This is a genomic window from Virgibacillus salinus (assembly GCF_900102415.1).
In the GTDB taxonomy this organism is placed as follows: Bacteria; Bacillota; Bacilli; order Bacillales; family Amphibacillaceae; genus Lentibacillus; species Lentibacillus subterraneus.
Map to the genome: position 1 here is coordinate 364,275 of NZ_FNKD01000003.1, position 20,237 is coordinate 384,511.

Here is a 20,237-nt window from a genome sequence, read left to right on the forward strand (position 1 = left end):
TTAAAAGGATGAAGATAATGTCAGAAAAAATCAATGATACAATTTTAAGAGCGTACAATGGAGAAAAAACGGATTATATCCCAGCATGGTTTATGCGACAGGCTGGGCGTTCCCAAAAAGAATATCGGGAATTAAAGGAGAAGTATTCATTATTTGAGATTACGCATCAGCCAGAATTATGTGCGTATGTGACACGACTGCCTGTTGAACATTATGGAACAGATGCAGCAATTTTATATAAGGATATTATGTCGCCACTACCTGCACTTGGAGTCGAAGTAGAAATTAAATCCGGAATCGGGCCAGTGATTCATAACCCAATAAAGAACTTTCAAGACGTAGAAAGGTTGGGTGCAATCAACCCTAAAACTGATGTTCCTTATGTACTGGATACAATTCGTTTATTAAGTGAAGAGCAACTGGAAGTTCCACTTATCGGATTTAGCGGTGCGCCATTTACATTGGCAAGTTACATGATAGAGGGTGGACCATCTAAAAATTATGCAAAAACAAAAGCATTTATGTATCGTCAGCCAGAGGTATGGTTTGCATTAATGGACAAACTAGCAGATATGACGATTGCTTATGTTAAGGCACAAATTGAAGCAGGCGCTAAAGCCATACAAATTTTTGACTCATGGGTTGGAGCATTAAATGCTGCTGATTACCGTGTATATATTAAACCAGTCATGAATCGTATTTTTACGGCTTTGCAAAAGGAAAATGTGCCATTAATTATTTTTGGAGTAGGTGCAAGACACCTGTTGATGGAGTGGAATGACTTACCAGTAGATGTTATTGGCCTGGACTGGCGCACATCCATTACCGAAGCAAGGGAAATGGGTGTAACAAAGGTGATGCAGGGTAATCTTGATCCTGCTGTTTTACTTTCAGATTGGCAAACAATTGAAACAAAAACGAAGGGCATTTTAGATGAAGCAATTATGCAAGAAGGCCATGTTTTCAACTTGGGTCATGGTGTAACACCAGATATAAACCCTGAAACACTTAAAAAATTAACCGAGCTAATTCATTCCTATTCACAACGATAATAAAGGATAGAAGAGGTGTTTAACAATGGAAAAAAAGAAAATGGGACTAATCGTAATGGCATATGGCACTCCGAATAAAGAGGAAGATATTTTACCGTACTATACGCACATTAGACACGGAAGAAAACCGTCTGAGGAAGCGCTGCAGGACTTAAAAGACCGTTATAAAGCAATCGGTGGTATATCACCGTTAGCAAGAATCACGCAGGAACAAGCAAAAGCTTTAGAGGTTAATCTTAATGCTTCCCAAGATGAAGTTGAATACAGTGTATATATTGGATTAAAGCATATTGCACCATTTATTGAAGACGCTGTTCAACAGATGGCTGAAGATGGGATTAAAGAAGCTGTTTCTCTTGTGTTAGCTCCCCATTATTCAACATTCAGTGTGAAATCATATAATACTCGTGCAAATGATGAGGCAGAAAAATACGGAATTACCATTGAATCAGTTGAAAGCTGGTATGATGAGCCTGGATTTATCGAACACTGGTCAAATCAAATTAATGCAGTCTATGATGAAATGTCTGCTGAAGAGCGAGAAAAGGCAGTATTAGTCGTTTCAGCTCATAGTTTGCCAGAAAAGATCTTGCAAAATGGTGATCCATATCCAGATCAATTAAAAGAGACAGCTCGGCTTATTTCCGAAAAAACGGGAATAAAAGATTATGCGATTGGCTGGCAAAGTGAGGGGAATACACCTGATCCATGGCTTGGTCCTGATGTACAGGATTTAACACGTGACCTGTATGAACAAAAAGGATATCGTACATTTGTATATGCACCGGTAGGTTTTATTGCAGACCACCTGGAAGTTCTATATGACAATGACTATGAATGTAAAGTTGTATGTGATGAATTAGGCGCAAATTATTATCGACCTGAAATGCCAAATGTTCATCCGGATTTCATCGCTACCTTATCTAATGTTGTGTTACAAAAAGCAAAGAGTGAAGTACGATGAACGAAACGAAAAGAATAGTTATAGTCGGCGGCGGGATAACTGGGTTAACCGCTGCTTACTATTTACAAAAAGAAATCAAAGAAAACAATTTGCCATATGAAGTCAAGCTTGTTGAGGCAAGTGACCGACTTGGAGGAAAAATTAAAACAGTTAGACAGGATGGATATACGATTGAACGTGGTCCTGACTCATTTTTGTCACGTAAACAGCCTGCTGTGAAATTAGCAGAAGAATTGGGCATGACCGATCAACTTGTTCGTAATGGCACCGGGCAGTCGTATATTTTAGTGAACAATAAGTTACACAAAATGCCTAAAGGGGCATTTATGGGTATCCCGGTACAAGTACGTCCATTTTTATTTTCAGGAATATTTTCACCTAAAGGAAAGCTGCGTGCCGGATTTGATTTTGTAATTCCAAAAAGCAAAAAAGGAAGCGATCAATCATTAGGTGTATTTTTCCGTCGTCGGTTTGGGAATGAACTGGTAGAGAACCTGATTGAACCATTATTATCTGGTATTTATGCTGGAAATATTGATGATATGAGTTTAATGGCAACATTTCCGAATTTCTATCAACTTGAGCAGGAGCATCGAAGCCTGATTAAAGGATTACAAAAAACTACACCGAAAAAGAAAAAGTCAACAGGCAAAAAACCAGGTATGTTCTTCTCCTTTATAAATGGATTTGAATCAATGATACATACGCTTGAGAATTCACTTGATGAAGGTGTTGTTTCATTGAACACATCAGTAGATCATGTTGAAAAGAAAGACCAAGACTATCATTTGCTGCTAAGCAGTGGAGAGGTATATAAGGCAGACGCGATTGTAATGGCAACACCACATTACACATTGCCAAAAGTGTTTAGCCAGTATGACATGTTTAATGAATTTCATGACATTCCAGCAACATCGGTCGCCAACGTTGCATTAGCGTTTGATCAATCAGCAATTAAAAAAGGTATTGATGGAACTGGATTCGTTGTTTCCAGAAACAGTGATTTTCGAATTACAGCATGTACATGGACTCATAAAAAATGGCCGCAGTCTACACCTGAGGGAAAAGCATTATTACGTTGCTATGTTGGACGACCAACCGATCAATCGATAGTAGATTTCTCTGACGAGGAAATTATTGAAATCGTGTTGAATGACTTGAACAAAACGATGAACATTACCCAGAAGCCAGAATTCAGTGTTATTACACGCTGGCAAAATGCAATGCCACAATATACTGTTGGACACAAAGAGCGAATTGCCAAAGTAAGGGACGAGGCAAGTCGTGAGCTTCCCGGTCTATTTTTATCAGGTAGTTCGTATGAAGGAATCGGTGTCCCTGACTGTATTGGTCAAGGTGAAAAAGCAGTTGCTGATGTGCTGGAATACTTGCGTGGATAAATTTGACTGGCACCAGGCGATGGATAAGCGCCTGGTGCCAGTTTTTTATATGGCAGTCAGGGTGATTTTCTGGTGACGCCGAAAATCTCCCTAATCAAATTAAAAAGTGCCCCAAAGGTCGATTACTTTGGGGCACACTTGTCGTTATTTGTAACTTTTTTCTAGTTCGTCGACAAGTTCGCCAACGTATGCTACTGCTCCTTTGATTGCGTCTGGTTTGGACATGTCGAGACCTGCTTTTTCAATCAGATCCTGTGGCTTCATGGATCCGCCAGCTTTAAGTACGGATAACCAGCGTTCAACGGCTGGCTGGCCTTCTTTTTGAATCATTTGTACGACAGCAGTAGATACCGTTAATCCAGCTGAGTATGTGTATGGATACAAGCCCATGTAATAATGTGGCTGGCGCATCCATGTCAGACCAGCACCTTCATCCAATGTTACTGTATCACCCCAGAAACTTTCCAAGGCTTCTTTCTTTTGCTTGGACAGTACGTCTGCAGTTAATGGGGTGCCTTCTTCAGCTAAATCATAAATACGACGCTGGAATTCACCCTCTAGTAGATGGGTAACGAAATTATGATAATACGTTCCTAATAATTGTGTGATGACCCACCGCTTCATTCGTTTGTCATCTGTCTTTTTAATCAAATGATCAGCTAGTAATAGTTCATTTAAGGTCGAAGGAGCCTCAACGAAATAGGTTGATGGTCGTGTGTTGAAAAGCGATTGGTTTTTACCAGCCAGATAGAAATGGCCAGCATGTCCCAATTCATGTGCAAGAATGAAGGCGCCACGCATGGTATTTGTCCATGTAATTAAGATATAGGGATGAACACCATATGGACTCGCACAGAATGCCCCAGTTGCTTTTCCAACATTATCGGCTTGATCAACCCAACGATTGTTAACCCCTTGCTTCATAATCTTGCTATATTCAGGCCCCATTACTTGAAGCGCTTCAAGAATAGTTGATGTTGCTTCCTCGTATGTTGTTTCTGGATTAAATTCAGGGTCCAATGGTGCCTTTAAATCAGAAAAATGTAATTCATTTAAGCCCAGCTTATCCTGTTTAAGTTTTGCAAATCGGCGCATATGTGGTGCTAACTCTTTTTGAATTACATCTAACTGATTATGATACATGTCCTGTGTTACTTGCTGTGATTGAAGCAGCATTTCTGTTACGGAATTATAGGAGCGCAAGTTGGACATCTTAACCTGTTTGGTGACTTCGGTGGCATAAGTAGCCGCATATGTGTTTTTGTATTGACTCAACGTTTTGATGAAGGAGTCATATGCTTTTCTGCGAATGTCTTTATCAGGTGACAATTCATAGCGGTCTTCATAGAGTGCAAATGACATTGGCAATTCTTCACCATTATTATCCACAATTGGTGCAAATGTCATATCCGATGATTTGCTTCGCTGATAGATCATGTAAGGGGAACTATGTACTTCACCAAGTGCTGCAAGTGTTTCTTCTATTTCTGGTGAGAGCGTAAACGGTTTTTTATCCATAATATCCTCAAGCATTTTTCGGTAGGATTCTAATCCTGGTTTATTGTTAATAAACTGTTCAATGGCACTAGGAGAAAACTCCAGCAACTCGGATTCAATAAAAGTTAATTTAGCACCTAAAGTTGCCATTACGGAGGAGACCCTGGACATATCACCTTGATTTTTAGGATTTGTCCCGTCAGCACTTGCCCGCAGGTTGGCATATGTGCCGATGCGAATGAGACGTTTTTCAAAGTTCTCTAAAGCTACTAGACAATTTAATAAATTATCGGCATTATTTAGTCTTCCTTTAAATTGTGTGACATCGCTAACATTTGCCTGAATAGCTATTAATTCTTTTTCCCAATCTTCTTCTGTGCTGAATAAATCAGTCAGATTCCATGTTTGCTCAGTTGGAACTTCTGAACGCGTCCAACGTTTGTTTTTGGTTGTCATAACTGTACTCCTTTTCCGTATAAAATTCGTCTCTTTAATTAATTATAAATTAAATTCAATTGAAATAAAATATTTTTCAGAAATATGCTGTTCCTCAGAAAGTTCGGATTATCACAGAGATAATGGCAGATATTGGCTGCGCACTCGGCAGCAATGTTGGTTTCTTAACTGCAAAAAAATACAGCTATTTGCATAGCTGTTAAATGGAAAGGGAATCTCTGTTATAGTACATTTAAAATAGGTTTCAGTTTTTCGGTTATACTAGATACTATCTAGCTGGATGATCACATTCGTCACATAGGTTACCATAGCAATCAGCTTTCTCATGCATGGCCTGCCCGCACTGATGACACTTTTTCTTTGGTAAATTCCTGAAAAATTCAACGACGTTTATCATGTGTATCCTCCTTTAAGTTGATATCTATATTGTAATATAACAGTATGTATAAAGTCAATGCTGTGTTACAACAAATTATTAAAAATGAGGTGAATGTCTATGAAATTAACGGTAATAGGCTGCTGGGGTGGTTATCCTGCCCCGGATGGAGCGACATCGGCTTATTTAATCGAGAAGGATGATTTTTCATTATTAGTTGATGCAGGAAGTGGTGCACTATCCAAATTACAGAATTATAAACATGTAATGGATATCGATGCAGTTGTTCTATCCCATTATCACAGTGATCACATAGCTGACATCGGTGTTCTGCAATATGCATGGTTAGTGAATTCATTTGTACATGATCGAAATGAAATTTTGCCTATATATGGTCATTCGGAAGACTTGGGAGGGTTTGAATCACTAACACATAAAAATACGGAAGGAATTGCATATGACCCAAGTAAAACATTGGAGATAGGCCCTATATCCATTACCTTCCAGAAAACCAATCATCCTGTTCCATGCTACGGTATGCGAATTACCGATGGCGAAAGTGTTATTGTTTATACAGCAGATACGTCATTTAAACAAGAATGGTCTGAGTTTGCGAATAATGCAGACCTCCTAATAACAGATTGTAACTTTTACGAGGATCAGGATGGTTCTAGTGCAGGGCATATGAATAGTAAAGACGGGGCCATGATTGCTAAGGAAGCACATGTGCAGGAATTATTACTCAGTCATTTACCACAGTTCGGTGATAATTACGATTTGGTACAAGAAGCAGGCAATTATTTTACAGGTGAAATTCGACTCGCGAAGGAAGGTTTTGTCTGGGAAAAAAGTCGTTAGTTTTGATTGTGTCAGCCTTATCTATTAAACTTATCATTGGATACATTATTAATAGGGAGGCTGATTTTTGATGAAATTTATCGACAATAAAGGCATTACAGATCCAACCTTAAACTTGGCATTGGAAGAGTACGTTCTACAAAACTTTGGAGAACAAGATACATATTTGTTATTTTATATTAACAAACCCTCCATTATTATTGGCCGCAACCAAAATTCAATTGAAGAAATTAACACGAACTATGTGGATGAGAATGGTATAAAAGTTGTTCGTCGACTTTCTGGTGGCGGAGCCGTTTATCATGATGAAGGTAATTTAAACTTTAGCTTTATTACAAAAGACGATGGGGAAAGCTTCCAAAACTTTGCGAAATTCACCAAGCCTATGGTGGAGGCATTAAATAAATTGGGTGTACCAGCAGAATTACAAGGCAGAAACGACCTTGTTGCAGATGGGCGAAAAATATCCGGCAATGCTATGTTTTCAACAAAAGGACGCATGTTTAGTCATGGAACCTTAATGTTCGACTCGGAAATTGAAAACGTTGTTTCAGCGTTAAATGTGAAAATGGAGAAAATCAAATCTAAAGGAATTAAATCAATTCGCAGTCGTGTTGCAAATATTTCTGAATTCCTGGAAGATAAAATTACGATGGATGAATTTAAAGAATTGATTTTACGTTACGTGTTCGACGTGGAGGATGTGAAAGACGTACCACGTTATGAGTTAACGGAGCAGGACTGGGAAAATGTCCGTAAAATATCAGAGGAGCGCTATCAGAAATGGGACTGGAATTATGGAAAGTCTCCTAAATTTAATATTCAGGAATCACATAAATTTGATGCAGGACTTGTCGACGTTCGTTTAGATGTAAAAAATGGAACGATTGAGAACTGTAAGATTTACGGGGATTTCTTCGGACTTGGTGAAGTTCGTGATATTGAAGATAAGCTTGTTGGTGTTCGTCATGAGCGAAAAGCAATTGAAGAGGCATTAAAAGATGTTGACGTACCACATTATCTTGGCAAAATTTCAAAAGAAGACTTTTTCAACCTGTTATACTAATAGAAGAGAAGGGCTCAGTGAATATCAGATTCCCGTTACCAACCACAAACTCAAACAAAAAAATGAATATGGAGTGACCATCAATTTATATGCTGATTGATGGTCATTTTTTTGCGTGATCCTATTCGTAAGTTTTCTTGCTTTTTAATCTTCGCAGTAGATATAAACTGCGAAGTAACTGCTGGAATAATCTCTATAAACTCTCGTCCCGCCGTCCGGGGTCGCTACGGGCGGATGCGCACCTTAGGGCACGGCCTCAGCCTCCTTGAGAAAGGCACTCTGCGGGGTCTTCGGACACGTGCTATTCCCGCAGGAGTCACCACCCTCCGCTCACCCGGACTAGTGTAGCTGTCACACATTTATTCAATAGCGATTCCTACTCCAGTCAACAGCGAAGTGTATTTCCGGAGAGGCATAATAGCACTCAAAATTTTCAAAGTAATTCGCAGTTTATATCTCTTGTTAACCATTGAAATTATGCTCAAAAACTACTTATTATTCAGAGTGTCGTTTTTTAATGAATCAGCAAGCGCTTTCACTTGATTTGTCGTTTTCTGTATTTTATAATTAATATGAATTTTACTATAAAATGAATGACTATTCATTCATGTTACTAACGTAGGGGGATATAAAGTGAACTTAACAGAACAATTATCCATTACAGCTAAAGAGAACCCGCATAAGACCGCATATGTTTTTCAGGATAACGAGACAAGCTATATGGAACTGGAAGGATCTGTTACAAAATTTGCTTCACGTTTACAAGAACTGGACTATAAAAAAGGAGACCATATTGCTCTTGTAGTTGGGAATAGCCCATACTATGTGATTGCACTGTATGGAGCGCTCCGTATGGGGGCAGTTATCATTCCAATTAATCCACTATACACAGCACACGAAATGAGTTACATACTGAAGAATGGTGATGTTAAAGCTGTCATTACCATGGATGTGTTACTTGAGAAATTTGAAGCGATAGCTGATCAGGTTCCAAGTGTAAAGCATTATATATCATGCGAGAGTGGTGCAAATATTTCATTAGATGAAAGTTCGTTATCAGCTAAATTGAAATCGTTTACTCAGTTGGTACAGGAAGGAAATCTGGAATTTGATGCACCACAAATGAGTGACGAGGATACTGCAATTATTTTATATACGTCTGGGACAACAGGTAAGCCAAAGGGTGCGATGCTATCTCATAAAAACATCTTTTCGAATGCAAAGGATACTGCTGATTATTTAACAATTAGTGGAGATGATCGAGTTATTGCAGCGTTGCCGATGTTCCATGTGTTTTGTTTAACCGTATCGTTGAATGCACCATTAATGAACGGCGGAACTGTATTGATTATGCCAAAATTCTCGCCTCAGGAAGTGTTTAAGATAGCAACCGATCACAAAGCAACTATTTTTGCAGGTGTACCAACAATGTATAATTACTTGCTGCAAAGCGCAGAAGGTAATAGTTCAGCCTTTGCTGGAATTCGTCTATGTATCTCCGGTGGTGCAGCAATGCCTGTTGCGTTACTTAGCCAATTTGAAGAAGCCTTTAATGCAAAAGTTTCTGAAGGATACGGCTTGTCTGAGGCATCACCAGTTACTTGCTTTAATCCATTGGACCAGCCTAGAAAACCTGGCTCTATTGGTAAAAGTATTATCAATGTCGAAAATAAGGTCATTGATGAATTTGGTGAAGAAGTTGAAACAGGTGAGGTTGGCGAATTGGCTGTTCGTGGGCCAAATGTGATGAAAGGGTACTATAAACTGGAGGAAGAAACTGCTGTAGCATTAAGAGATGGCTGGCTTCACACTGGTGATATGGCACGAATGGATGATGAAGGATACTTTTACATTGTTGACCGGAAAAAAGATATGATTCTTGTCGGCGGGTACAATGTTTATCCTCGGGAAGTGGAAGAAGTATTATATGAGCATCCAAGTATAGCTGAAGCAGCTGTTATTGGTACTCCTCATCCAGAAACTGGTGAATCGGTACTTTCCTTTGTCGTCACAAAAGATCCTTCGTTAAATGAAGATATTTTAATGGAGTTCTGTAAAATGCATTTAGCCAAATATAAAGTACCATCCAAGATTGAATTTATGGATGAATTGCCGAAGAATACGACAGGAAAAATTTTACGAAAGAATTTGCGTAATAAAGTAGAACAGTAGAATTTATTTATAGAAAAGAGATGTTCTGGTTGCCAGAACATCTTTTTCTATGTCTAGGAGCTTCTGCTTTCGCTAGTATAATTGACCTCAAATCCTGGAATACTAAAAAGTAAAAGGATTTGTTAGCGATGAAAAAAAATAATGATACCCCGGAATTAGCTACATTTACAATATTAAATCCGGATTTTCATGCACAGCTAGATCAAAGAAGGGAAGAGGAACAATTAACTGATGAAAATAGTAGCAATAACGACAACTTGTCAGATTCAACAGATTAATTTTGTCTAAATTGTGAACATTGCTGATAATTTGTTGAAAAATTAAATTATTAATACCTTTTTCACTAGAAATTTGGTAAATTATAGATAAGCCTCTTTCTTTTCATTTAATTATGAAAGGATGAAGATAATATGTTAAATGATGTTTACTTTCCATCGCACGAAGTAACCCCTCTTACCATGGCAGTGATAGCGAAGCATGACGAAAACGGAAATATAAATACGACTGTTTTAGAAGAGCAGGAAGAGTATTTTGTTGAACATTCCCCAAGTAAAGTCATAGATTATGCTTGCAAGTTCTTCGGATCAAGTTTACGTGGTCGTCAAGACGGCACTCGCGATATTTGTGGTATTACGCACAAAGCTCCCATTTCGATTGATCCTACCAGTGGCATGTATTTCTTTCCTACAATTGCACCAACAAGCCCAAAGTGTTCGTGGATTGCCCATTCTCATGTTAATCAAGTCATGAAAGGCCCTGGTCGGTTTACTGAAGTAGTGTTTAAGAATGGCAAAACGATTCTTCTGGAAGTTTCTCTTGGATCGCTGCTCAATCAGGTACATCGAACTGCACAATTTCGCTATTTATTGGATAACCGTATTAAGTATTTGCAGAAACAGAATGCTGATGTGGTGGCAGAGCCTTTTGCATAAGTTCCTGGACGATTAGTTCCACCTTTTTGCGGATAGCAGGGTTAAAATAATTACGTTTTTCTTCCCGACCTTTGCTAATAAATAAAAATGAAGAAAATGAATCATTTTTATTTAGTGTTACTACCCGTATGCTACCGTCCTCCATCATTTTCCGTAATTTTCTTCGCTCATTTGTTGCTTCTGAATTCATTTTTTCCAAAAGTTCAACATAAGGTTCTTTAATCTTAAAAGCTCCCTGCTGGATGTGCTGAATATCCTGTTGAATAACAACCATTGCCATCGAAAGGAACAGAAAGCGTGAAGCTAACTGTAATTCTTCTTCATTAAGATAGCGCATGATAACCCTCCATTAGTAGAACGTTTGTTCTGTAATCATTATATGATAAAATAAACAAAAAATACACTAAAAAATTTGAAGCTGAAAAGAAAGAGGCTGAAATCTTTATTTCTGGCTTTGCAGATAGTCAGGTTTAATTTAAACTAAAAGAAGATAAACTTGCATTAGGTGTATACGATGTTTATAGGTGATTAAGGGAGACATATTAATGGATGTGTTAAATTTTATAGCTAATTTCAAGATATTACTTCAAGAAGACAAGTTAGATGAATATATCATGCAATTATTAAATGAATATGAAAGTTTAGGTCCTATTCCAGGGATTGCATTACCCTTCATAGAGGCATTTCTGCCATTTTTGCCATTGGTTGTTTTTGTGTTTGCAAATGCTGCGGCATATGGATTGCTGGAGGGTTTTTTGCTGTCATGGGCTGGGGCATCGGTTGGTGCTGTTTTGGTTTTTCTAATCATACGAAGACTTGGTGATAAGCGACTTTTTAAAGCAATTCGTAACAATAAACAAGTACATAAGGTGACTGGCTGGGTTGAAAGACGGGGCTTTGGGCCGTTGTTTCTATTAATGTGTTTTCCCTTTTCACCATCAGCAGTGATTAATGTTGTATCCGGTTTATCCAATATAAGCACCCAACAATTTATATTGGCAGTATTGCTTGGTAAATCTGTCATGATATTTTCCATAGCTTATGTGGGATCAAGTATTTTTGAATTTGCAAAGGAACCGGTAAAAACGATTGTAGTTGGGATATGTATTGTATCATTTTGGCTTATCGGTAAATACGTTGAGCGTCGTTTGCAGCGAAAAGCATTAATCAAAGAAATTTCCGAAAGAGATTAGGTTAGAAATTATCTGAACGGGGTATGCTAGACAAAGAGAAAAGCGGAAGCGTCTATTAAAAGGATGGATAATCAATTAATTCCATTAATCATGGGGCGCTTTTGCTGGACCGGAGAAAACACCCTGGAGGAAATTTGTATGAAAAGAAAATACTTACGTAAAATCATCCCTGTTGTTTTATTAGCAATAGCATTGGCATTTCTTTTTCGATCCTTTTTATTTGCCAGCTATGTCGTTGATGGTGAATCGATGGAACCGACCCTTTATGATGGAAATCTGTTAATGGTAAATAAAGTAGTATACGATTTGACAGATGTCGATCGTTTTGATGTTATCGTGTTTCATGCAAGTGCGAAAGATGATTATGTGAAACGGGTTATTGGCTTACCTGGTGATGAAATAGAATACAAGGATGATAAGCTTTTTATAAACGGAAAATATGTAAAAGAAACTTTTCTGAAAACATTTAAAAAGATGGATGAGATAAAGCCATACACAAGTGACTTTACACTGGAGGAAAAGACTGGGAAGACGAAAGTACCAGACGGAAATTTGTTTGTCATGGGAGATAATCGTGAATCTAGTTTAGATAGTCGTACGTTTGGTTTTATATCGGTTAATCAGCTTGTCGGAAAAGTAGATATAAAGTATTGGCCATTTTCCCAAATGCAATTAAGCTTTGGTAAATAGCTATAATTAAGCCTTTGTCTCTGATAAAATAGGGGATAGAGGTTTTTTTATTGAAGCTCTTTTAGTAAGGAAGTTCAATAAGGGGGATTGGATATGGGGATACGATTTTTATTAGGTAGATCAGGTACCGGCAAAAGTGGCAGGTCACTGGATGAAATTAAAGAAAAATTGGCTGATAATCCACAAGGCAAACCAATATTTTATATCGTACCGGATCAAATGACCTTCCAACAGGAATATGCCTTGTTTAGTGGTCAGGATATCCATGGAAGTATTCGTGCGCAGGTTACTAGTTTTTCACGTCTGGCATGGCGTGTTTTACAAGAGACTGGAGGAGGTACGAGGCAGTTTATTAGCTCCGTCGGTATCCAAATGATGCTTCGAAAAATTATTGAAGAGAAAGAATCGGAGTGGAATGTATTCCAGAAGGCTTTGGAAAAACAAGGATTCTTGGAACAACTGGAAAAAATGATTACCGAATTTAAACGATATCGTATCACTCCCGAAATGTTATATATGCAAATTGAACAGATGAATCAGTTTGTTCATAAAGAATCTGGTGAGGCTGCACTATCGGATAAACTTAACGATTTATCGTACATATATGAAAATCTGGTACATGCCTTACAAGGTAAATATATTGATAGTGAGGACCAGCTGCAATTATTGGCAGAGAAAATTAAGGATGCTACATTACTTGAGGGTGCCGAGATATACTTGGATGGCTTCCATCGATTTTCACCTAAAGAACTACTTGTTGTTGAGGCGTTAATGAAGAAGTGTAAATCAGTGACCATTGCATTAACTGTCGATCCAACTGATGATGCAGATCTATCTGAATTAGATTTGTTTTACCAAACGAAAGAAACACATCAAACCCTTCAAACGATTGCTGCTGAAAATTATATAAGTATAGATGAAACTGTCATACTTGATCCTGCGAACGGTAGATTTAAGGAACGTCCTTATTTTGCCCATTTGGAACAAAACTTCGATGTGCGTCCTGCACCTGAATACAATGGCGATGTTCCATTACAAATTGCTGAAGCAGTACATCCCCGTGCAGAGGTAGAAGGAGCCGCTCAGGAGATTTTGCGTTTGGTACGTGAGGAAAACCACCGATTTCAGGATATTGCTGTATTTATTCGACAAACAGATATGTATCACGATTTAATAGATACCATTTTTAGCGATTATGATATCCCAGTTTTTATCGATGAAAAAAGAACGATGCTGAATCATTCGCTGATTGAGTTTATTCGTTCGGTCTTAGATATTGTCGAAGGAAATTGGCGGTATGATGCTATTTTTCGGGTGCTAAAAACTGGTTTTATTCCATCGATAGATTCAGAATATCCACTTACTAATGATGCGATTGATGAATTGGAAAATTATATACTTGAATATGGAATCCGCTCACGAGAACGGTGGATAGGGGATAAACAATGGATTTTCCAGCGTTTCCGTGGCTTTGATCGTTCAGCACAAACGGATACGGAAAAAGAAACGCAAAAACGAATAAATGCGTACAGAAATCAAGTTGTCCAAGCGTTACAAGGGTTTGATCAGAAAATAAGAAAAGCTGCTACGATAAGTGAATTATGTGAAACAGTTTACCTGTTACTGGAAGAGCTAGGTGTTCCACAACGACTGGAACAAATGCGAAAAATGTACGATGCAGAAGGGGAAATTGAAAAAGCGCGAGAGCAGGAACAAGTATGGAATGCTGTCATCCAGCTTTTCGACGAAATGGTCGAGATGGCCGGGGACGAAACAATGAACCTGGATACTTTTCGCACTACAATAGAGGCTGGCTTTGATTCGTTAACATTTGCCCATGTACCGCCTAGTATGGATCATGTAATCGTTGGTACCATTGACCGCTCAAGAATCAGTGGAATGAAATGTTCCTTTTTACTTGGTGTGAATGATGGCGTTTGGCCAATGAAGCCAACCTCAGAGGGCATGATTAACGAACAAGAACGGGAGCTACTAGCGGGGCAGGGCATCCAACTGGCAGAAAGCAGCAAACGGCAACTCTTGGATGATTGGTTTTATATGTATGTTGCATTCACATCTCCAACTGATTATTTATGGTTAAGTTACCCGTTAAGTGATGAAGAGGGTAAATCGAAAATGCCATCACAGCTGATTAAGCGTATAGAGGATTTATTTCCGTCGTGCGGCAACCATATTTTACTGCAGGACCCAGAGGAGCTGACAGAGGCGGACAGGTTTATAACGACCCCTATTAAAACAAGGGCAGCGCTAACAGCACAGTTGGCCCGCAGTCGAAAAGGGTATCCTGTTAAGCCTGTTTGGTGGCATGTTCTAAACTGGTATATCGAAAATCATCCAAAATATAGTACAACCTATACGATTTTACAAAGCTTGTACTATCAAAATCGCCCAATTAATTTAACAAAGGAAACAACCGAACAGCTCTATCCAAAACAGGTGAAAGCAAGTGTATCAAGATTAGAATCTTATTATCGCTGTTCCTACCAGCATTTTGCCAAATACAGCTTGAAACTGGATGAGAGAAAGACGTATAAACTCGATGCGCCTGATATTGGCCAGTTGTTTCATGAGGCATTGAAAAAAATTACCGAATGGATTAAGGCAGACGGCAGGGACTTTTCCCAGTTATCAAAAAATGATAGTTCAGGCTATGCGCAAAAAGCGGTTGAAAGTCTTGCACCGATTTTACAGCATCAGATTTTGCATAGTTCTAACAGATATAAATATATTCAGCAAAAATTGCAGGAAGTTATCACAAGGGCAACGTATATTTTAAGTGAACAATCACGACAAAGTGAATTTTCACCAGTAGGATTAGAGCTCGGTTTCGGGTTTGACGATGAAAAGGCATTACCCCCTGTTACGCTGAAGTTGGAGAATGGTTTTGAACTTATGTTGCGCGGGCGGATTGACCGGGTTGATAAGGCACTCAACAATGAAGATTTATTCTTGCGGATTATTGATTATAAATCAAGTGCAAAAGGATTAAACTTGGTAGAGGTTTACTATGGCCTTGCTTTGCAGATGCTGACATACCTTGATGTGGTACTTTCCCATTCAGAACAGTGGCTCGGTGCTAAAGCAACACCAGCTGGGGTCCTTTATTTCCATGTGCACAATCCGATGATTTCAGGCAAGCTGAAAATGAATGATGATGAAATTGAAAAAGAAATATTCAAGAAGTATAAAATGCAGGGATTACTGCTATCAAATGAGCAAATTGTAAAAATGATGGATACATCACTCGATTCAGGAACAAGCCAGGTAATACCAGCAGGAGTGAAGAAGAATGGTGATTTCTATAGCCATTCTAAAGTTGCTGACAACGAGACGTTTTCTAGTTTGCAGCAGCACATTCATCACCTAATGATGCAGGCAGGAATCGATATGACATCTGGTGGCGTCCATTTAAATCCATTCCAGCATAAACAGAACACGGCTTGCACGTATTGCCCATTCTTGTCAGTCTGTCAATTTGATCCGATTCTAGAGGAAAATAATTATCGAAAGCTAACTGACTTAAAGGATGACGAAATACTGGAAAGACTCCGTCATAAGGAGGAAATGTAATGGCTAATTGGACAAAGGAACAGGAACAAGCAATCTATACGGACGGCAGTGATGTGCTCGTAGCAGCGGCGGCAGGTTCGGGGAAAACAGCTGTACTTGTCGAGCGGATAATTCAAAAGTTAATTAAAAAAGATGACCCGGTAGATATTGATTCGCTGCTTGTTGTAACGTTTACCAATGCTGCAGCTCAGGAAATGCGGAACAGGGTTGGACTTGCCTTGGAAGAAGCATTGGCAGAAGACCCGAGCTCACCGCATCTTAAAAAGCAATTATCGCTTCTGCAGCGTGCATCAATATCAACCTTGCACTCGTTTTGTCTTGATACGGTAAAACAATATGCTTATTTACTGGATATTGATCCCGCTTTTCGTATTGCTAATGATATGGAAGCAGATTTAATTAAACAGGAAGTAATTGATGACTTATTTGAAGAATGGTACGGGAAAGAAGGCGAAGATCAAAAGAGATTTTTTGCCGTAGTAGACCGTTTTTCCAGTGATCGAAGTGATGCAGATGTAGAGAGACTTGTACTTGATTTATATACATTTGCCGCGCAAAATCCATGGCCAGATATGTGGCTTGATCAGATTGCAGATGTCTATGATATTCCGGATGATTGGACGGAGGATGAACTGCCATGGTTATCAATCATAAAAAGGGAAGCTAAAAATCAGCTGGAAGCTATGCAGCAAGAGATTAATCTTGCAATGGAATTAACAAGAGAAAGCGATGGACCATACCATTATGCGGATGCAATTGATTCAGACGCGGAGAATCTGCAAATAGCACTGGCACATCTGAATTCGTGGAATGATTTACAAGCACATATGGCGGCAAGTTCTTTCGCAAAATTATCAGGCAAGAAAGTCGATTGTGATGATGCAAAAAAAGATAAGGTTAAAAAATTGCGTGATAGCTATAAGAAACGCTGGAATGAAATGAAAGAAGGTTGGTTTAGCCGTGATTTGACAGGCCACATTGCAGATATGCAGGAACTGGCTCCGGTCATCAGGCAATTAACAGAGATTGTGAAACAATTTAAAACACGATTTACAGAACAAAAGCGGGAACGAGCTATTGTTGATTTTTCAGACCTGGAACATTACTGCCTGGAATTGTTAACTGACGATACATCCACCGCGGATAAGGTTTTACCTTCAACTGTAGCAGTCAATTTGCAGAGACAGTTCAGTGAGTTATTAATAGATGAGTATCAGGATACAAACCTTGTCCAGGAAACAATTTTAACGCTAATTAGCGATCAGGCAGGTCCGGGAAACAGGTTTATGGTAGGTGATGTTAAGCAGAGTATCTATCGATTTCGACACGCAGAACCATCGTTATTTATCCAGAAATATAAACGCTTTGCTGATGAAGGGGTTCCCGCCAGGCGAATTGATTTGGCAAGTAATTTCCGCAGCCGTGAACATGTCTTGATTGGAGCCAACTATATTTTCAGACAAATCCTTGACGAAGACTTAGGGGAAATTAACTATGATGAGGATGCTGAGCTGATTTATGCAAATAAAATGTATGATACATTACCACATACTGAACCACAGCCAGAACTAATCATCATTGATCGTGAAGTTCCAGAGGAAAAAGAGGATATTTCACAGGATGAAGAGGACTATCAGGATCTGGAAAAAGCACAGCTCGAGGCACGTGCATACGCAGAAAAAATTAAAGGATGGATTGGACAGAAAGAAAGCGGTCCATTACAAGTCTATGATAAATCGACAGATACACAACGAGATATGCAGTATCGCGATGTAGTTATTTTAATGCGCTCGATGACATGGGCACCAACGATAGTCGACGAATTGAAAAAACAAGGAATACCAGTATATGCCGAACTCTCGACAGGTTACTTTGATGCCATTGAAGTAAAAATCATGCTAAGTCTGCTAAAAGTGATTGATAATCCAAGGCAGGATATCCCGCTTGCTTCCGTACTCAAGTCACCAATTGTTGGGTTGAATGAAGAGGAGCTATCACTAGTTCGATTAGCAGATCAGAAAGGAACATATTATGATGCATTAAAGGCATTTAACCGCCATAATTCGGATGATACAGCCATTAAGGCAAATAATTTCCTGGAGCGACTTGAACGTTACCGGCTTGCATCACGGCAAGGTGCTTTATCTGAATTGATATGGCAGATTTATCGGGAAACAGGTTATTATGACTTCGTTGGCGGTATGCCCGGAGGACGACAGCGTCAAGCAAATCTTAGAGCGCTATATGATCGTGCCAGAGGATATGAGTCAACATCGTTTCGTGGATTATTCCGCTTCCTGAGGTTTATTGAACGTATGGAAGAGCGTGGCGATGATCTTGGATCAGCCCGGGCATTAAGTGAGCAAGAGGATGTTGTCCGAATCATGACGATTCATAAAAGTAAAGGTTTGGAGTTCCCAGTTGTTATCCTGGGAGCGATGGATAAACAATTTAATTTTATGGATTTGAAACGACGTTATTTATTGCATAAAGACCTAGGATTTGCCAGTAAATATATTGATCCGGTCAAACGGATAACGTATCCGACGCTGTTTCACCATGCATTGCAAAAAGAAAAATTAAGGGAACTTCTGGCAGAAGAAATGCGAGTATTATATGTTGCATTGACACGCGCGAAAGAGAAGTTAGTGATGGTTGGTAATGTTCCATCATTTGAAAAGAAACAACAGAAATGGGAAAAAATGATTGATCATTCGGAATGGATTCTTCCTGCACATTACAGGATTGAATCGAAAACGTACCTTGATTGGGTTGGGCCTGCTTTAATCCGTCACAAAGGAAATGATGTGCTACGGACGTTGGATGTTGATGATGCTGTTTTGGAAGCAATCCAAATCGATCCGTCTGAATGGAATGTTTCAATTTTACACGGCAGTTCGCTAACTAATCTAGATGAAGCAGTTACGCAAGCTGATCTAGAGCGAAAAGAAAATATCGTGAATTGGCATCCGCTGGAATTGGATGATAGCCACTTGGATTGGGCTGTTGACGATCGCCTTGCTTACACGTATCCATATCTTGAAGCTGCAACTTACAGAGCCAAACAAACAGTGACCGAAATTAAAAGACAGCGGGAGATAAAAGATGAATATAGTGGTGAACAGCTTATCCAAACGTCTCATGCCCCAATCGCCAAACGACCTGCTTTTATGCAAAAACAAAAATCGATTACTGCGGCAGAACGTGGTACTGCAATGCACACAGTGATGCAGCATATACCACTGACGAAGCCAATGACTGCAACAGAAATAGAAGAATTTGTGGAACAATTAGTAGAACGGGAAATTTTGACGAAACAGGAGGCAGAGGTTATTGAGACCACTGCTGTTGAACAATTTTTTAACACGTCAATTGCTCAATTAATCATGGAATCGCCGATTATTTATCGGGAAGTACCATTCAGTCTTTCGTTATCTGCAAAAGAAGTTTATGCAAACTGGACCAATAATATGGATGAACAAGTATTGGTGCAAGGTGTTATAGACTGTGTTATTCCAAAAGATGATGGATGGATTATTCTTGATTATAAGACTGATGGAATCACTGAGGAAGTAACCGATCGTGTAAAAGATAAACTTTTAGATAGGTATAAAATTCAAATGGATCTGTACAAACATGCGGTTGAACATATTTGGTACGAGCAAGTAAAAGAGACATATCTTTATTTCTTTTCCAAGCAACTTTTACTGGCAATTAAAAATGAATAGCTACTTTCTTATTTGCATAAGTGCAACTATGACATTTGCCACAAAGGCTTGCACTGCAGAGTGTAAGGTTTTTTAGCCGACTCGGTCATTTTTATCCTCCTTTTTAAACATGCATTTTAACGAATACCAGTTTTCTAACAAATATAATTTCCGAAAATGTGTCGAAGTAGTTACAAATTATAATGGTTATATTTAAAGAGTTAAACCCTGTTATATCAAGGGTATTACTCTTTATTTTTTTTGGAATTCTTTATAAATGATC

The 20,237-nt window shown here is 38.8% G+C and carries 15 protein-coding genes; 12 read left to right on the forward strand and 3 right to left on the reverse strand.

What is annotated here, in order from left to right; translation table 11 throughout:
- The first annotated feature begins 17 nt into the window (after positions 1-17).
- Genes hemE through hemY form a run of 3 tightly spaced genes read left to right on the forward strand, consistent with a single transcriptional unit; the run spans position 18 to position 3,416 of the window.
- Positions 18-1,052, forward strand: a complete 1,035-nt coding sequence (gene hemE / locus BLS02_RS13840) for a uroporphyrinogen decarboxylase (protein ID WP_092493617.1) — start codon at positions 18-20, stop codon at positions 1,050-1,052.
- Positions 1,053-1,077: 25 nt separating this feature from the next.
- On the forward strand, positions 1,078-2,016 hold the full coding sequence (gene hemH, locus BLS02_RS13845; RefSeq protein WP_092493618.1) for a ferrochelatase: 939 nt from the start codon (positions 1,078-1,080) through the stop codon (positions 2,014-2,016).
- A complete protein-coding gene (gene hemY, locus BLS02_RS13850) occupies positions 2,013-3,416 on the forward strand; it encodes a protoporphyrinogen oxidase (protein ID WP_092493619.1) in 1,404 nt (467 codons plus the stop codon). The genes hemH and hemY overlap by 4 nt, the downstream gene beginning before the upstream one ends.
- A gap of 144 nt (positions 3,417-3,560) precedes the next feature.
- Here the strand turns inward: hemY and pepF are convergent, their stop codons facing one another.
- Entirely contained in the window at positions 3,561-5,369 is a 1,809-nt protein-coding gene (gene pepF, locus BLS02_RS13855) for an oligoendopeptidase F (RefSeq protein ID WP_092493620.1), read from the reverse strand.
- Between the two features lie 268 nt (positions 5,370-5,637).
- Positions 5,638-5,766, reverse strand: coding sequence for a protein YhfH (gene yhfH / locus BLS02_RS13860; protein WP_092493621.1), 129 nt, complete (start codon positions 5,764-5,766; stop codon positions 5,638-5,640).
- A 99-nt stretch (positions 5,767-5,865) separates the two neighbouring features.
- Between yhfH and BLS02_RS13865 the strand changes: the two genes are divergently transcribed.
- The 5 genes from BLS02_RS13865 (at position 5,866) to BLS02_RS13880 (ending at position 10,773) form a co-directional block, all read left to right on the forward strand.
- Complete coding sequence (locus BLS02_RS13865) at positions 5,866-6,603, forward strand: MBL fold metallo-hydrolase (RefSeq protein ID WP_092493622.1); 738 nt, start codon at positions 5,866-5,868, stop codon at positions 6,601-6,603.
- 70 nt (positions 6,604-6,673) lie between these two features.
- Positions 6,674-7,669, forward strand: a complete 996-nt coding sequence (locus BLS02_RS13870) for a lipoate--protein ligase (protein ID WP_092493623.1) — start codon at positions 6,674-6,676, stop codon at positions 7,667-7,669.
- Between the two features lie 633 nt (positions 7,670-8,302).
- Positions 8,303-9,841, forward strand: a complete 1,539-nt coding sequence (locus tag BLS02_RS13875) for a fatty acid--CoA ligase family protein (protein WP_092493624.1) — start codon at positions 8,303-8,305, stop codon at positions 9,839-9,841.
- Between the two features lie 128 nt (positions 9,842-9,969).
- Entirely contained in the window at positions 9,970-10,119 is a 150-nt protein-coding gene (locus tag BLS02_RS19010; protein ID WP_175476773.1) for a hypothetical protein, read from the forward strand.
- Between the two features lie 132 nt (positions 10,120-10,251).
- Positions 10,252-10,773: a competence protein ComK gene (locus BLS02_RS13880; protein WP_092493625.1), complete on the forward strand. Its 522-nt coding sequence runs from the start codon at positions 10,252-10,254 to the stop codon at positions 10,771-10,773.
- On the opposite strand, the gene BLS02_RS13885 is transcribed toward BLS02_RS13880, so the two are convergent.
- The gene (locus tag BLS02_RS13885) at positions 10,721-11,110 is read right to left on the reverse strand and encodes a YhjD family protein (protein ID WP_092493626.1); all 390 of its coding nucleotides are present in this window, start codon (positions 11,108-11,110) and stop codon (positions 10,721-10,723) included. The genes BLS02_RS13880 and BLS02_RS13885 overlap by 53 nt on opposite strands.
- A 208-nt stretch (positions 11,111-11,318) precedes the next feature.
- On the opposite strand from BLS02_RS13885, the gene BLS02_RS13890 reads away from it, so the two are divergent.
- From BLS02_RS13890 to addA, 4 genes are all read left to right on the forward strand, one after another.
- Positions 11,319-11,966, forward strand: coding sequence for a TVP38/TMEM64 family protein (locus BLS02_RS13890; protein WP_092493627.1), 648 nt, complete (start codon positions 11,319-11,321; stop codon positions 11,964-11,966).
- A 138-nt stretch (positions 11,967-12,104) separates the two neighbouring features.
- Positions 12,105-12,656: a signal peptidase I gene (gene lepB / locus BLS02_RS13895; protein WP_092493628.1), complete on the forward strand. Its 552-nt coding sequence runs from the start codon at positions 12,105-12,107 to the stop codon at positions 12,654-12,656.
- 93 nt (positions 12,657-12,749) lie between these two features.
- Complete coding sequence (gene addB / locus BLS02_RS13900; RefSeq protein WP_092493629.1) at positions 12,750-16,247, forward strand: helicase-exonuclease AddAB subunit AddB; 3,498 nt, start codon at positions 12,750-12,752, stop codon at positions 16,245-16,247.
- A complete protein-coding gene (gene addA, locus BLS02_RS13905) occupies positions 16,247-19,975 on the forward strand; it encodes a helicase-exonuclease AddAB subunit AddA (RefSeq protein WP_092493630.1) in 3,729 nt (1,242 codons plus the stop codon). The genes addB and addA overlap by 1 nt, the downstream gene beginning before the upstream one ends.
- The last annotated feature ends 262 nt before the right edge of the window (positions 19,976-20,237 follow it).